At 73.8% G+C, this 14,373-nt stretch carries 7 protein-coding genes; 2 read left to right on the top strand and 5 right to left on the bottom strand.

Going from position 1 to position 14,373, the window contains the following annotated elements:
• Window positions 1-11 precede the first annotated feature (11 nt).
• The 5 genes from WME95_RS17490 to WME95_RS17510 form a co-directional block, all read right to left on the bottom strand.
• Window positions 12-1,193 (bottom strand): hypothetical protein, encoded by a 1,182-nt coding sequence (locus WME95_RS17490; RefSeq protein ID WP_437909505.1) that lies wholly within the window; start codon window positions 1,191-1,193, stop codon window positions 12-14.
• Window positions 1,194-1,314: 121 nt separating this feature from the next.
• Window positions 1,315-2,052, bottom strand: coding sequence for an OmpH family outer membrane protein (locus tag WME95_RS17495; protein ID WP_437909506.1), 738 nt, complete (start codon window positions 2,050-2,052; stop codon window positions 1,315-1,317).
• Window positions 2,053-2,085: 33 nt separating this feature from the next.
• Window positions 2,086-6,213: a serine/threonine-protein kinase gene (locus WME95_RS17500; protein WP_437909507.1), complete on the bottom strand. Its 4,128-nt coding sequence runs from the start codon at window positions 6,211-6,213 to the stop codon at window positions 2,086-2,088.
• A gap of 242 nt (window positions 6,214-6,455) precedes the next feature.
• Window positions 6,456-7,463 carry a hypothetical protein gene (locus WME95_RS17505; protein ID WP_437909508.1) on the bottom strand — a complete coding sequence of 336 codons (1,008 nt, stop codon included), beginning with the start codon at window positions 7,461-7,463 and terminating at the stop codon, window positions 6,456-6,458.
• 397 nt (window positions 7,464-7,860) lie between these two features.
• Window positions 7,861-9,192 (bottom strand): PP2C family protein-serine/threonine phosphatase, encoded by a 1,332-nt coding sequence (locus WME95_RS17510; RefSeq protein WP_437909509.1) that lies wholly within the window; start codon window positions 9,190-9,192, stop codon window positions 7,861-7,863.
• Between the two features lie 464 nt (window positions 9,193-9,656).
• On the opposite strand from WME95_RS17510, the gene WME95_RS17515 reads away from it, so the two are divergent.
• Both WME95_RS17515 and WME95_RS17520 read left to right on the top strand, forming a co-directional pair.
• Window positions 9,657-11,399: a hypothetical protein gene (locus WME95_RS17515; protein WP_437909510.1), complete on the top strand. Its 1,743-nt coding sequence runs from the start codon at window positions 9,657-9,659 to the stop codon at window positions 11,397-11,399.
• A complete protein-coding gene (locus tag WME95_RS17520; RefSeq protein WP_437909511.1) occupies window positions 11,396-14,326 on the top strand; it encodes a hypothetical protein in 2,931 nt (976 codons plus the stop codon). The genes WME95_RS17515 and WME95_RS17520 overlap by 4 nt, the downstream gene beginning before the upstream one ends.
• The last annotated feature ends 47 nt before the right edge of the window (window positions 14,327-14,373 follow it).

A 14,373-nucleotide genomic window follows, 5' to 3' on the forward strand; every position in this document is an offset into this window, starting at 1 on the left:
CGGCGGGCGCATCAGGTGCGGCAGCAGAACGTCCGCGGGCTCGCGCCGCGGGCCTCTCCGCTGGGCGTGCCGCCGCTCGGCCGGCACGCGCCGCCGGTGGGCGCGCCGAGCGACGTCACCTTGCGGCCCACGACGGAAGGGTTGTCCTCGAGGTCCACGCAGCTTCCCGCGGGCAGCTCCGTCACCTGCATCGAGCAGGTGTGCAGCTGCGCGTCGGAGTAGAGGGCGACGGTCGCCGGGCACGTCCCGCCCGACGGCGCGCCGCACGCGCAGTCGTCGTCGCAGCCGCGGCTGTCCTCGATGTCGGTGAAGAAGACGCGCCGCTCCGTGTAGGGGCCCGGCGGGCAGGCGGCGTCGCCGTCCCTGGCGATGCAGAGGCCGCCCTCGAACGGCGCGGCCGGCTTCGGCGCGCAGACCTGGCCGAGGTTGCAGCCGCTGCCGAGCGGCTCGGCCGCGGCGCACGCGCGGCCGAGGCGCGTCCACCTCGGGTCCGGCCTCTGCACCTGCGCGGCGCTCGGCGCGCATGCGCCGCCGGAGGCCGCGAGCGGGCTCACGCTGACCGACACGGCGCACGGCGCGCCGGTGGTCGCCGAACACTCCGCGTCGCTGCTCGGGCCGCAGGTCAGCCTGTCGCTGAAGACTCCATCGGGGCCCCTGCACACCTGGGCCGCCCAGCCGGGCGTCGCGAGCGGGAAGAGGCAGTGCGGCTCCGAGCCGCAAGGCGCGTCGGCGACGGTGATCGTGATCGCGTCCACAGGGCCGCAGGCTTGCCCCTCCGCGGGACCGCACGAGCACGCGCAGCTCGCCGGCGGCGCGGACAGGCCGCGGTTTCCGACGAACGGCGGCCCCGCGGCGAACTCGGGTGGGCAGCCCGGGTCCATCGCGGGCTCACCGTCGAACAGCGCGAAGTAGCCGCTCCAGCCCTCCGGCACGGCCGCCGTGCACACGAAGTCGCCGCACGCGGGATCCGCGCAGTCGATCTGGCCGTCGCCGTCGTCGTCGGCGCCGTTCGTGCAGTCCTCCGCCCCGTCCCCGCTGGCGCTGCTGATGGCCCCGGCGCCGCCGGAAGGCTCGGGCTCATCGAAGGTGTACTCGGGGTACAGGCAGGCGGCGGGAGCGGCCAGGGCGCCTGCGGCGCCGAGCCCGATGCAGGCCGTGAGGCGCGCTCCCCGGCCGACGAGAAAAGAGCCCACCGAACCACCTCCGTGCCAGGTGGCCCCGCAGCGCCCGTTCGCGCTGCGTGCCCCCGCCCAGAGGATATCGCGCCGCGCGGCGTGAGCCACGAGCGCCCCGCGAGCGACGTGCGCTGCGCGGCTACTTCTTGGCGGGCGCGGCCGGCTTCGCCGGGGCGGCGGGCGGCGCGCCCTTTGCCGGCGGCGCGCCCTTCGCGGGCGGCGCCTCGCCGGCTTGCCCGCTGTTGTACATCTGGATGGCGCGATCGGTGAGCTCGAGATCGGCGCGGTAGTAGGGCACGGCCGACTTGTCGAGGATGAGGTCGTAACCCTCCTGCGCCGCGAGGCGCCGGAGGAGGCCGAGCACCTTCTGCAGCATCGGCGTCGTGAGCTCGCTCTCCTTGCGCTGCATCTCGCGCTGGGCGTCGAGCGTCGTCGCCTGGAACTCGGCGGCCTGCCGCTGCCAGGTCTCGAACCTGCGCTGGAGGACGTCCTTCGGCGTCTTGCCCGCCTGGGCCTCCTTGTCGAGCTTGTCCCGCTCGTCGTCGAGCGCGCGGCGCTTCGTGTCGAGCTCCACCTGGCGGCTGTCGAACAGCTTCTTGAGCGTCGCCTGCACGCGGAGCCCTTCCTCGGTCTCCAGCATGGCGCGGCGCACGTCGACGACGGCGATCTTCGACTGCGCGGACGCGATCGCGGGCGACAGCAGCGCCGCGCTGCCGAGCGCCGCGGCCGCGAGCAGCGGCAGGACGCGCGCCGTGAGCCACCGGCCCGAGGTCGGGCGGGCTGCCAGCGCAGCACCCTGGCTCGCGCCGGCCGGACGCGCAGGGGTGGAGAACGTGGAACAGCGCGCGACGAGCCGCTCAGGAGCGTTGTTTCGCATCGCGGATGGCCTTAGCTACCCGGCCACCCAACGTCAAGAACGTGGCGCGCCCTTCTCGTGCGCTGCCGCCGCCGCGCCCTCCGGGTGCGCGTCCTTGTTTTGCGCAGGGCTCGCGCTCCGGTGCGCCGCCGGATCGTTGCTGCTCGGCGCCTCGGCGCGCTCCTTCCGTCCCAGGGCGCCGGCGGTCTTCGCGACCTTGCTCCGCGACGGCGCCCCGGCGGCCCGCTGGGCGGACGGGTCCGCCGCGTGCGGCGGCCGCTGCGTCGAGGGCAGCGACCGGCCGAGGCGCTCTCGAGCGAGGGCGATCAGACGCCCGACGTCGTCGTTCCCCCGGAGGAACGCGTCGCGCTGGCGGGGATCCCGCAGGGCCTCGACGCGCGCGGCCAGGGCGGAGAACGCGGCGTCGAGCGCGGCGTTCGCCTCGCGCTCCTCCCCGATCGCGAGGAGGGCCTCGACGAGCGTGACGCGGATCGCGTCGCTCCACTCCTCGATGGGCCCACCCGCGAGGTGGCGCGAGGCCTCGCGCGCCGCGTCGACCGCGGCCCTGAGCTCGCGGCGCGCCAGCTGGACGCGCGCCATCGCGAAGCTCGCCATCGCCTGCAGCGCGGCAGCGTGGTGCGCCGCCTCCTCGCAGAGCCAGCGCGCGACGGCGTGGGCGGTCGCGTGGTCGCCGGGGGCGCCGCGCCAGACGAGGAAGAGCGCCTCGTACAGCCGGCCGGCGAACCTGAGGCGGGAGATCTGGCACGCGTCGGCGATCGCGCTCGCCTGGCGCTCGAGCGCGACGCCCTCCTCGATGTCGCCGAGCCGCGCGTACGACATCCCGAGGTTGTGGAGCGCGAACCCCTCGATCGCCCGGAGCTTCCGGCTCCGCGCGTCGAGCAGCGCGCGCTCGAGCAGCGCCTGCGCCTCCTCGAACAGGCCGAGCTGGTTCAGCGCCGAGCCGGTGTTCAGGCGGGCCCTTGCCGCGATGACGGCGTCGCCGGCCCCGTCGGCGTCCGCGACGAGCGACGCGCCCAGAGAGGCCGCGGCGGCCAGATCGCCGGCGTGCATCAGCGCGGCCAGGTGGGCCTCCCTGGCGAGGAGGAGCGCGTCGGTCGAGCCGCTCCCGCGCGCGGCCTCCATCGCCGCGTGCGCGGCGCGGAGCGCCTCGGCGGGCCGGCCCAGCGCCGCCAGGGCGCGGACGCGCGACGCGAGGAGCTTCGCGCGGATCGACGGCGAGAGCGCCGCCGCGAACTGCGGAGAGAGCGCGGACGCGGCGCGCGCGTCGCCCTCGGCGCCCTGGCCCGCCTCGATCATGCAGGTCACCGCGACGACCTGCGCCTCGCCCCACAGATCCGAGCCGGGCAGCGCGAGGCGCGACGCCTGCTCCGCGGCGTCGAGCGCCTCGCCGAGGCGGCCGAGCAGCTCGAGGATCTCCGCCCGGCGGACCAGGAGCGCGGCGCGCGTGGTCCCCTCGGCCCCGCAGGCGAGCCCGCGCGTCGCGCGCTCGAGCGCCTCGTCGAGCTCCGCGCCGCTCGCCGCCGGGTCCCGCGTCGCGCGCGCGTAGAGCAGCGCCGCCCGCGCCTTGTCGCCGCCCGCCTCGGCGTGGCGCGCGATCAGCCCTGGATCGACGCCCGCGGACTCGAGCCAGGCGGCCGCGGCGAGGTGGAGCGCGGCGCGGTCCTCCTCGAGGATCGACGCGTACGCCGCGTCGCGCACGATCGCCTGCCGGAACGTCCACTGCACCTGCCCCGGGACCCGCGGCTCCAGCTGGCGCGCGATCATCTCGCCCGCCTCCAGCTCGGCGAGCTCCGCGCCCACGGCGCGCTCGAGCAGCGCCGCGACGCCCGCCGTCCAGAAGACCTGGCCGAAGACGGACGCGGCGCGCAGCGCCCCGCGCACCCCGCTCGACATGCGATCGACGCGGGCCTGCACGAGGGCCTGCACGCTGAGCGGCACGCCGTCGCGCCCCTCCGCGGCCGACCGGATGAGCTCCTCCAGGAAGAGCCCGTAGCCGCCGGCGCGCTGGACGATGGCGCCGCGCGTGGCCGGGTCGGCCTGCGGGAGGGCGCTCGCCACGAGCCGATCCGCGGCCTCCGGGGCCAGCGGCGGGAGCGTCACGCGGGTCACGTCGCGGTGCTCCCACAGCGACGGGAACCGGGCGGAGAGCTCGGGCCGCGCGAAGGCGAAGACCCCGAAGCGGAGATCGGCGCAGCCGAGCAGCCAGTCGACGAGCTCGACCGTGGTGCCGTCGGCCCAGTGCATGTCCTCGATGACCAGGATCTGCGGCGTGGTCTCGGACTTCGAGCGGAAGAACGCCTCCACCGCCATCCGCGTGCGCGATTCCATGAGCTGCGGGCTCTCGCGGGCCGCGCGCAGCGGCTCGTTGCCCTCGTCGGGGAAGGGCACGCCGGCGAGCTCCCCGATGAAGCCGGCGAGGAAGCGGAGCGGGCGGGCCAGGCGCATCGCCACGTGGGCGCTCACCTTCTGCACCTGCTCCTCGAGGCGCTCGCACTCGCGGATGCCCATGAGCGCGCGCAGGGCGCGGCCCAGCCCCGTGAGGCCCGCGCCCTGGCTCATCGCGTCGCCGCGGCAGAGCAGGATGATCGGCGCGTGCGGCGCCGTCTCGAGGTGCTGGATCAGCTCGGCGCGGACGCGGCTCTTGCCGATGCCGGCGGGGCCGGTCACGAGCGCCGCGCGCGGCGCGCCGCCCTCGGCGATCTCTTTGAAGATGCCCTGGAGCCTGGCGAGCTCGTGCTCGCGCCCGAAGGGGGCCGTGGGGAGCCCGGCGAGCTTGCGCGCGTCGAAGCCGGCGGCGTCCTCGTGGACGAGCACGCCGCCGCGCGCGTCCTCCTGGATCACGAACCGCCCCTCCAGCGCCGCTGTCGCGTGGGCGTCGATCCGGACCGCGCCGGGCGCCGCGTACTCCAGCTGCTGCGCGGCGCGATCGAGCGCCTCGCCGGCGAGGCTCGCCCTGCCGCGGACGGCGTGCCCGACCGCGACCGAGGCCCGCGCGCCCGGCGTCGATCGGGCCACGGTCAGCGCCGCCCGCGCGGCGCGCGCCGCCTCGTCGCCCCGCGAGCGCTCCACCCCGAGCGCCGCGGCGAGCCTCCCGTCGGGGAGCGGCTCGAACCGCGGGTCGTCGCCGAGGACCTCGCGGAGCGCGGCGTCCACCGCGGGGCGGAGCGGGCCGGCGCCCAGCTCGAAGAGCGCGCAGGCGACCACGCGCCGCTCGCTGTTGGCGAGCCGCACCTGCGGCCGCTCGTCGCCCGGCCCGGCGGGCCTCGGCATCATCTCCTGCGCGGCCGCGCGCCGGACGATCGAGGCGGACCTGTCGGTCGCGGGGGGATCGTTGCTCAGCTCCCCGACCCGCGCGAGCGCGCGCGCCAGCTCGCCGCCGTTCTCGTACCGCTGCTCGCGATCGCGGGCGATGGCGCGCGCGAGCACCTCGTCGAGGGCCTCGGGCACGTCGAAGCGGATCTGCTGCGAGCGCGGGGGGTCCTCGACCACGAGGCGGCTGAGCAGGGCGATCGCGTTCTCGGTCTCGAACACGTTCCTGCCCGTGACCAGGCGGAACAGGACGGCGCCCAGCGAGTACACGTCGGCCCGCGCGTCGACCGCCTCGCCGCGCGCCTGCTCGGGCGCCATGAAATGCGGGGTGCCGATGATCGTGCCGCGCTCGGTGGGGCAGTCGTCCGGGACCGCGAGCTTCACGACGCCGAAGTCGATCAGCTTGATCGCGGTGCCCTTGCCGCGGACGAGGAAGATGTTGGAGAGCTTGAGGTCGCGGTGGACGACGCCGCGGGCGTGGATGGCGGCCATCGCGGCGGCGCTGCGCCGGACGACCTCCACCGAGTCGCGCAGGCCGAGCGGCGCGCGCCGCTGGCGCTGCCCGAGATCCTCGCCGTCCAGCCACTCCATCGCGAAGAAGAGGCGCCCGTCGAGCCAGGTGCCGTGCGCGACGTACTGGACGATGTTGGGGTGCCGCAGATCGGCGAGGATCGAGATCTCGCGCGCGAAGCGGGCGCGCTCCTGGTGCGACGCGGCGGCGCGCAGGACCTTGAGCGCGACCGGGGCGCCGGTGGTCTGATCCGTGCCCTTGAAAATATCACCCATGCCGCCGCTTCGGCTGCGGGCTTCGATCATGAAGCGGTCGGTCGGGTCGGTGAACTCCGGGAGCACCGTCCGGATAGGCTACGCGAACCTCGCGTCTTCATGCCAGCGAGAAGGCGTTTTGCGCGGCGCGCAGCGCCGGCGGGCGACCTGGGCCGAAGCCCGAATCGCGCGCCGTCATCGTGCTGCTCCGCAGCGTAGCGCCGCCACGAGCGGCGCGATCGGGGCACGGCGCTCGAAAATTCCAGCCAGCATCCGCGCCGCCGCGCCGTCCGCACCGTCATCCTGCCCGCGCGGGGCCCTCCGTGCGCTCAGAACCCCGCGAGTAGCCCGGCGCCGAGGGAAGCGCTCGGACGCAGAGGTCTCAGCGCGCCGGCGAGCGGGTGGTCGACGAGCCCGAGCGCGGCGAGGACCTCGGCGTGGGTATAGAACGAGAGCGTGTCGTTGAGCGCGAGCTCGATCCCGCCGCGGAGCCCGAGCGCCATGAACAGCAGGGACACGTCGCCGGCGGGGGTGGTCCGATCGCCGACCTGCGCAACGCCCACCTCGACGAGAGCGCATGTGACGAGCAGGTCGACCGTGTGGAGGCACGGAGCGAAGGCGCCGCTCGTGTGCGTGCGCGGGTACGGCGATCGCGCCTTCGTGCTCCCGCCGGGGCTCGGGGCGTACGGACTCGACACCTCGCCGTGTCCGAGCGCGCTCGGCTTCGAGACGACGAACGTGCCCCGGCTCTCCAGCGAGAAGGAGAGGCTCTGTGACCAGCGAACCCTGACGAGAAAGGAGGCGCCGCCGAACAGCCCCTCGGGCACCCCGAGCCCCGCTATCGCGCCCATGCCGACCCGCGCCGAGCTCCACGGCTCGTCGGGCCTGCTCGCGGGCTCCGGGCGCGCCGGCGCGATCTCCGGGCGAGGCGGCGCGTCGGGCGCTCGCTTGTCGCCCGCGAACGGCGTCAGCGTGAAGGAGATCGCGACCGCGACGGTATGGGTGAGCTGCTCGCAGGCGCCGTCTCCGTGCGAGAGGTCGAAGCCTCGGCCGGAGACCCGCCCGTCGGCGTTCCGGTAGGTCGTCGTCGCGACGACGTGGGCGCCGTGAGGCCTGATCGCGACGTCGACCTCCTCGGTCGCGTCCTCGCGGAAAGGGTCGTACCCGACGCGCAGCCGGATCCGCTCGCGCAGCGCGCGCTCTCCGGGGCACGAGGCCGCTTGCGCATCCTCGCTGTAGCGCAGCCGCAGCGCGCGGCGTGCCGGCTCCGCCGCGCGCGATGGCGCGCTGAGCAGCAGAGAGGCGAAGACGATCATGCAGAGAAAGGAGCGTGCCATATCCCGGGTCAGCGGCTCCGCTGGACGAGCCATCCGTGGCCGCCATGAAGCGCTCTCGAGGCAAAGCACGTCAAGAGCTCACGTCGCTTCTCTTGCCGATCCCGGCAGGCGTCAATTGACGTGATAATCGAAGCTCGTGAATGGTAATGGCCGCGAAATCGCGATTGCGCACGAGCGGGATCCGGATCCGTGACGAGCGTGACCACTCGCCCGTATGCACGCAGGCAGCTGACCGGCGCGGAGCATGAGAATCCGTCGGGATTCGTGGCAATGCAGACACGCTGTCTGCAATGGCCTGCGCGCGGCGGGCATGCTCCGCCGGCCGCGCGGACCTCTCGGTCAGCGCCGTGCGCGGTCGATCTCGTTGGAGGGGAGGGGGGAGGGGGCCGGCGAGCGATCAGCCAGCGCTGGCGCCGGCGCTGGCGCCAGCGCGCGAGGCGAGCCGCGCCAGGTCCTTGGGATCGCTGACGCGGACGAGGATGACCGTGATGTTGTCCCGCCCGCCGCCCGCGTTCGCCTTCTCGATGAGCGCCTGCGACGCCTTCTCGGGATCGGGCTCGGCGAGCAGGATGTCGCGGATCGCCTCGTGGGTCGTCATCTTCGACAGGCCGTCGGAGCAGAGGAGGTAGACGTCGCCGGGGTGGGGCCGGGCGATGATCAGATCGACCTTGACTGCGGGGGAGATTCCGATCGCCCGGCTCAGGTGGTTCGCCATCGGCCCGGTGATCCCCGCGGCGCCCATCGTGTGATCGGTGGTGAGCTGCGTGAGCTCGTTGTCGCGCAGGCGATAACAGCGGCTGTCGCCCACGTGGCCGATGTAGAGGCGCTGCTTGTTGGGCGAGAACCGCGCGCTGACGAGGGTCGTGCCCATGCCCGTGAGGCTCCGCTCGGCGTGGGCCCGCTCGTAGATCGCCTGGTTCGCTTGCTGGATCGCGACCGCGAGCTCGCTGCCGCGACGAGGGACGTCGGGGTAGGGGCTCTCCGCGTCGCTGTCCACGAACGACTGATCCTTGAACGCGCGCGCGATCGTGTCGACCGCGAGGCGGCTGGCGACGTCGCCGCCCGCGTGGCCGCCCATGCCGTCCGCCACGGCGAACAGGTAGTGCTCGTCCAGGCAGAGGTAGCAGTCCTCGTTCTTCTTGCGCTTCTGACCGGGGTCCGTCTGGCCGACGGCGCTGATGAGCAGGAGCGGCGACGAGCTGGTCGGCTCGTCGACGGCGGCCTCGTCGTCGTAGATGATGGGGACGGCGGACGGCTCCTCGCGCTCGTGCCCATCGTCATCATCGTCGTCGTCATCGTCGCCGCCGTACGACGGGACGCTCGCGCGCTTGATCGTGTTCTGCAGCACCTCCGGCGGCGCCAGCGTGATCAGCGTGAGGTCGTCGTCATCGTCGTCGAACGCGTCGTCGTCGTCGCGGCGCGATGGGCCGTTCGAACGCTTCCAGTCGGCGCTCGAGACCCGCTCGGTGCGGCCGTGACCTCCTGCGGTCTTCGCGTGGGCGCTCTCGCTCGCGGGCGCGCCGCCCCGCAGCCCTGCTGCGCCTGGCCTGGTCGTTGAATCTTCGAGATCTCCCTCCCCCTCGTCGAGGGCTTGGGCTCCTGGGCCCCCCTGCGTCAGCGTCGTCGCCGCGCGAGGACGGGTCCGGTCGCCGTTGTTCGAGCGAAAATACCAATAGATCAGCCCAAGAAGGGCGATTCCCATGACAAGGGCGGCTGCGAGATCGGCCATGTCCCGGCGACCAACGTAGCAAAGGCGCGCCGCGTCTCCGAGATCAACGTGCAGGGGGACGGACGACGGCGATCGATCCTGGTCGACCTTGACCTGCGGAGCCCACACTGCAGGGGCGCACCTTGGGCACCACCCGGCGCAGGGGAGCGCCACCTCTACCCCGCCGCAGGGCTCGCCACCCCGTGACGGGCGACCGCTGCAGGGCGCCTCGCCTGGAGCAGCGCGCCTCGCCACGAAGAGGCTGCGCCTGGCGGGCTGTGCGCGCTCACCCCGGGCAGGCCGTGCGGGCGTGCTGCGCTGCGGCAGGTGCGCGCGAGAAACGAGGGTCTTCGCAGCGGCGTGTGCCGCTCGTTCGCCAGGAGGCCCGCTGCGAGCGCCGCGCCCGGCGCGTGTCCGCCGCAAACGAACCCACCGAGCGGAGCGGGTTGCCAGTGCTCCTGGTGCTGACTAGTCTCCGCGCCCGCATGAAGCTCGCCCGCACACTTCTCCAGACACCTCGCATCGTTGGCGTGGGCCTCGCGGCCTCGATCGTGGGCGTGGGCGGGCTCGGGGTCGTGGGCTGCTTCGTCGAGGGCGAGGGCCTCCCGCCGCCCGTCGAGGGGCTCTATTACCCGACGGGCCTGGCGGTGTCTCCCGGGGGACGGGTCCTCTACGTCGCGAACTCGGACTTCGATCTCCAGTTCAACGGCGGCACGGTCCAGGCGCTGGATCTCCAGCGGCTGCGCAGGCGGGCGCTCACGCTCCAGTCGGCGCTCGCTCCCGGCGGGCCGAACGCCAGCGCCAGCGTGCGCGATGCGTGCAACAAGGTGGGGCTGGCGACAAACGCCGCGTCGTCTCTCTACCCGGGGCCGTGCGGGCCGCTCGACATCTCCGCCCTCGAGGGCGAGGACGAGGTCGTCCGGAGCTCGGCCGTGATCGGCGCGTTCGCGTCCAACCTCCTCCTCGTGCACAGGCCGCTCAGCGGCGAGGGCGCCGACCCCGGCGCGGAGCGGCAGGCGCGCCTGTTCGTGCCCGTGCGCGGCGACCCCTCGGTGACCTTCTTCGACGTCGCCGACGATCGGTCCGACGGCGCCGGCGCGCAGCGCTGCGACGGCGACGCCTGCTTCCAGCTGGACTGCGGCGCGAGCGCGGCGGGCGGGCGCTGCAGCAGAGATCACCGCATCGGGGAGGACCCGGGCCAGGAGCTCATCCGGCGCAAGCTGCCGCTGGAGCCGTTCGGGATCGCCGCCGGCCCGGGCGGGACGAGCATCGTCGTCTCGCACCAGACGGAGAGCGCCGCGAGCGTCATCGTGAACCCCTGGGAAGCGAACGAGCGGCCGCAGCTCGCGCACGTCCTCACGGATCTCGCCTTCGGGCCGACGGAGCTCGCGGCCGTGCCGCGCCCGAGCGTGCTCGGGGCGCTGCAGCAGGGCGGGTGGGCGATCGACGACCAGCCCGCGTTCGCGCTCACGTACCTCGCGGCGCCGGAGCTCGGCCTGCTCCGCTATCAGGACGCCGCTTCAGGCGGGGCGCCGCGCCTGTACGAGTCGACCCCGACGCTGATCACCGCGCTCGCGAGCGGCACCGACTCCCGCGGGATCGCGTTCGACGCGAGCGAGCGGAAGGCGTGCGAGGACGGCTGCGCGGATGACGCAGACGTGGTCGCGTGCCTCGAGCGGTGCGTGGAGATCCCGATCCCAGTGTACGTGGCGCATCGCGGCCCGAACTCGCTGCTCATCGGCGAGCTGACGACGACGCTGGTCAAGAAGGACTCGGACGTCCCCGCGGCGAAGCGGGCCTCGGTGTTCTACTCGATCGGGTTCCACGACGCCGCCGTGCTCGGGGCCTACCCGTCGCGGATCGAGATCGGTGAGGTGATCGACCTGGAAGGCGTGCCTCGCCGGAGGGTCTTCGCGCTCGCGTTCGACTCTGGGCTCGCGTTCTCCTACGACCCGGAAGCGCGCCGCGTCGACGCCGTCATCAAGACCGGGCGCGGGCCGCAGGCGCTCGCGTTCGACACGGGCTCCACGCGCAGCGACGATGCCGACAAGAAGCGCTGCGAACGCGAGCAGGGCAGCGCCGGCTGCGACCCCTATTCCCTCATGTACATCGCGCATTTCACCGACTCGTACCTCGGCGTTGTCAACCTCGACATGCGCAAGACGAACACGTTCGGAACGATGATCCTCACGGTGGGCACGCCCGTCCCGCCCCGGGAGTCCCAATGAAGCCGCGCCTCGCGCTCGTCGCCTCCACCTCCGCCCTGGCGCTCGCCGGGTGCGCCGCGGAGGCCACGCCGGTCCCTGTCGAGGCCCTGGCGCAGTCCGGCCGCAGCGCCTTCGTCTGCCTCGCCATCGACCGGCCGGATCCGAACAAGCCGGGCGTGATGCGCTCGCTGCCGATCACCGACTGCTCGTACGGCACCGTCGAGTCGTCCACCGACTACGAGGTCGACGCCAAGGACGGGGGCAGGGCCACGCTCCCGCACCTCTACGGCCTCGTCACGCAGACCACGCGCGGCGAGGTCGCGGTCGTCGACCTGACGACCGAGTCCTCGCTGATCGTCGATCGGGACACGGGCACGCCGGCCCCGAGCTTCCTCCCGGTCGGCGCGCAGCCGGTCGACATCGTCGCGACGCCAGGGGGGACCGCGTCGTTCGTCGCCGTCGCCGAGCCGGGGCGCGCGGGGATCTACGCGCTCCCGTCGGCGAAGGTGCTCCCGCGCGAGGGCTGCCCGGTCCCGTCGCTCAGCTCCTGGCCGGCCTGCTCGCTCCCCTCGGCGCCGGGCGAGATGCTGCTCGTCGCCGACCCGCCGGACCCGGACGCGGACCCGGAGAGCAGCGCCAAGCTGCGGAGCTCGTGCAACGACGACGGGTACGACGTCGAGCCAACCCCGCCTGGCGACCCCCCCGGCGCGTTCGTGGACGACGTCTGCTCCACGTCGAACGGGAGCCTCGCCATGGAGGGCGGCGGCCGGCAGAAGCTCCTCGTGACCCTGCCGGATCTCGGCGGCTTCGTCGTGATCGACGCGCAGAAGCTGCTCGAGGACACGGCGTACCAGGACGGAGGCTTCGCGGCGTGTGATGTGGAGCGGTGGGTCCCTCTCCAGGTCTCGCTCCCGCCGGCCGCGCCGCCCGACGAGCCGCCGCCCGGCGACGTGCCGCCCGACGACGTGTCGTGCGCTCAGCCGGCGGTCGCGGCCAGCCCGGAGCAGGCCTCCGACAAGGCCCGGCCCGCGGGGCTCGCGCTCTCCGGCGACCGGCTGTTCATCGCCGATCTCGACGCGCCTGTGATCCACGTCGTCGACCTCCCGACGCCCTGCGAGCCGCGCGAGCAGCCCCCGCTGCTGCCCGCGTCGACGCTCGAGCCCGGGCGCGTCGTCACGACGAGGCGCCTCGCGGTGAGCCAGGCGTCGCCCCCCGAGTTCAACCGCTACCTCTACGCGGTCGACGCCGGCGACGGCAGCGTGATGGTCTTCGACATCAGCGACGACGTCGGCGAAGACGCGTCCAGCCGATCGCCGCTCTCTCGCGAGAACCCCGACTGGAACCCGTTCCAGCCGCCCGACCGCATCCGCCTGCCGGCGCCTGTCCGCGATCTCGCGATCGTGCAGCGCGAGGTCCCGAGGAGCCTCCCGGCGACGGGCGTGGTGCCGAGGGGGATCCGGTGCAGCCCCCTCCCGGAGCTCAGGACGTGCGACAGCAGCGTCACGTCGTGCGACCTCGAGACGCTGTACCGCACGTCGAGCGATCGCGACTCCGGCGCCGGCCCGCTGAAGCTCCGGGGCACGTTCGCGTACATGGCGCTCACGAACGGGCAGGTCGCGATCGTCGACATCGACGACCTCGACGCGGCCTGCCGCGGACCCGAGCGCCAGAGCGTCCGCGCGGGCTGCGACGCGGACGCTTCGCCGAGCAGCCCGCTGCTCGAGACGAGCGGCGAGGCGTCCTGCAACGTCGTCCTCCCGCACGCTGTCCGCTCGGAGACCTACATCGTCGCGAGCGACGGCTCCGGCCAGATCGAGCCCGGCGTGCAGGGCCTGCCGATCCTCTACGATCGCATCGGCGCGGTCGTGCCGCTCTCCGGGGAGAGCCCGAAGATGCGCGCCACGTTCCCGTCCGAGGGGGCCGCGCCTGACCTCGCGCTCGCGGTGGGGGTGCAGCGCGAGGTGATCGCGTCGAGCGACAGCGCTGAAAGCGAGCTCGACGAGCGGGGGCTCGTGCTGAGGTCCGGCGGGCCGCAGCACGCGCTGACGATGAACCTCGAGGACCCGCGGGTGCACATCGCCAACGAGACGTGGGCCGTGACGTACGAGGGGGTGCTCACGTCGATCACCCGGGCCTCCGTCGCCTTCGACGAGGACCTCGACCTGAGGGGGACCGACGCCCGCTTTTGCCGCCGCGGCGTGCAGAGCCTGACCAGCGTGAAGGCGCAGCTGAAGGCCGCGGGCGTCCCGGAGGGCGAGGCCGAGACCCGCGCCGAGCAGCTCGCCGACTTCGCGCAGATCACGTCCGAGCTCCCGGACGAAGACGCCACCTACTGGAAGAGCGTCGACTCGGCCGTCTGCTCGTTCGACACCTGCAACGCGAAGTACGGCAGCGTCATCACGTCGCGCCCGGCGCTCCGCATCGTCGAGGCCTACGAGGACCACCTCGAGCTCGAGCGGACGGACGAGGTCGGGTTCGCGGCGTGCTGCTTCGCCGGCTCGGTGCAGCTCGACATCCGCGCCGGGGGCCAGTGGGTCGTCCGGAGCAACGGCGCCGGCTTCCTGCACCACGTGATCGCCGATCCTGCGGGCGGCTACTGCCGCAACTCGTGCGACACGCGCCTCTCGCGGTTCAACGGGCGCGTCGCCCATACGCCGCGCGACGGGCGCGTCACCGACGGTGACGTGGGTGCGTTCCTCAACCCGATGTTCCGGTTCGCGGTCACGGGCGGCGTGCCCGAGCAGGACATGCAGTTCCGCTTCACCACCCAGGGGGCGTTCACGCCGCTCGCCCTGGACCTCGCGGACATCAGCGACACATCGGAGCTCCAGCCGCAGTCCATCCAGCTCGTTCCGGCCACGGGCCAGCTCGCCGTCACCGACGGCTCGGTCCAGGGCCTGTTCCTGCTGAGCTCACGCGACGTCGCCGTGACGCGCCGGTACCGCTGAGCCACCTGCCGGCCCCGCGGCATTGCGGCTTCGGCGCCGATATTTCC

It is taken from the genome of Sorangium sp. So ce327, assembly GCF_051530205.1.
Classification (GTDB): domain Bacteria; phylum Myxococcota_A; class Polyangia; order Polyangiales; family Polyangiaceae; genus Sorangium; species Sorangium cellulosum_B.

Bases quoted from the DNA above. Each gene is read 5' to 3' on its own strand.
- WME95_RS17495 (WP_437909506.1), bottom strand. From the start codon at position 2,052: ATGCGAAACAACGCTCCTGAGCGGCTCGTCGCGCGCTGTTCCACGTTC.
- WME95_RS17505 (WP_437909508.1), bottom strand. From the start codon at position 7,463: ATGGCACGCTCCTTTCTCTGCATGATCGTCTTCGCCTCTCTGCTGCTC.
- WME95_RS17510 (WP_437909509.1), bottom strand. From the start codon at position 9,192: ATGGCCGATCTCGCAGCCGCCCTTGTCATGGGAATCGCCCTTCTTGGG.
- WME95_RS17515 (WP_437909510.1), top strand. From the start codon at position 9,657: ATGAAGCTCGCCCGCACACTTCTCCAGACACCTCGCATCGTTGGCGTG.
- WME95_RS17520 (WP_437909511.1), top strand. From the start codon at position 11,396: ATGAAGCCGCGCCTCGCGCTCGTCGCCTCCACCTCCGCCCTGGCGCTC.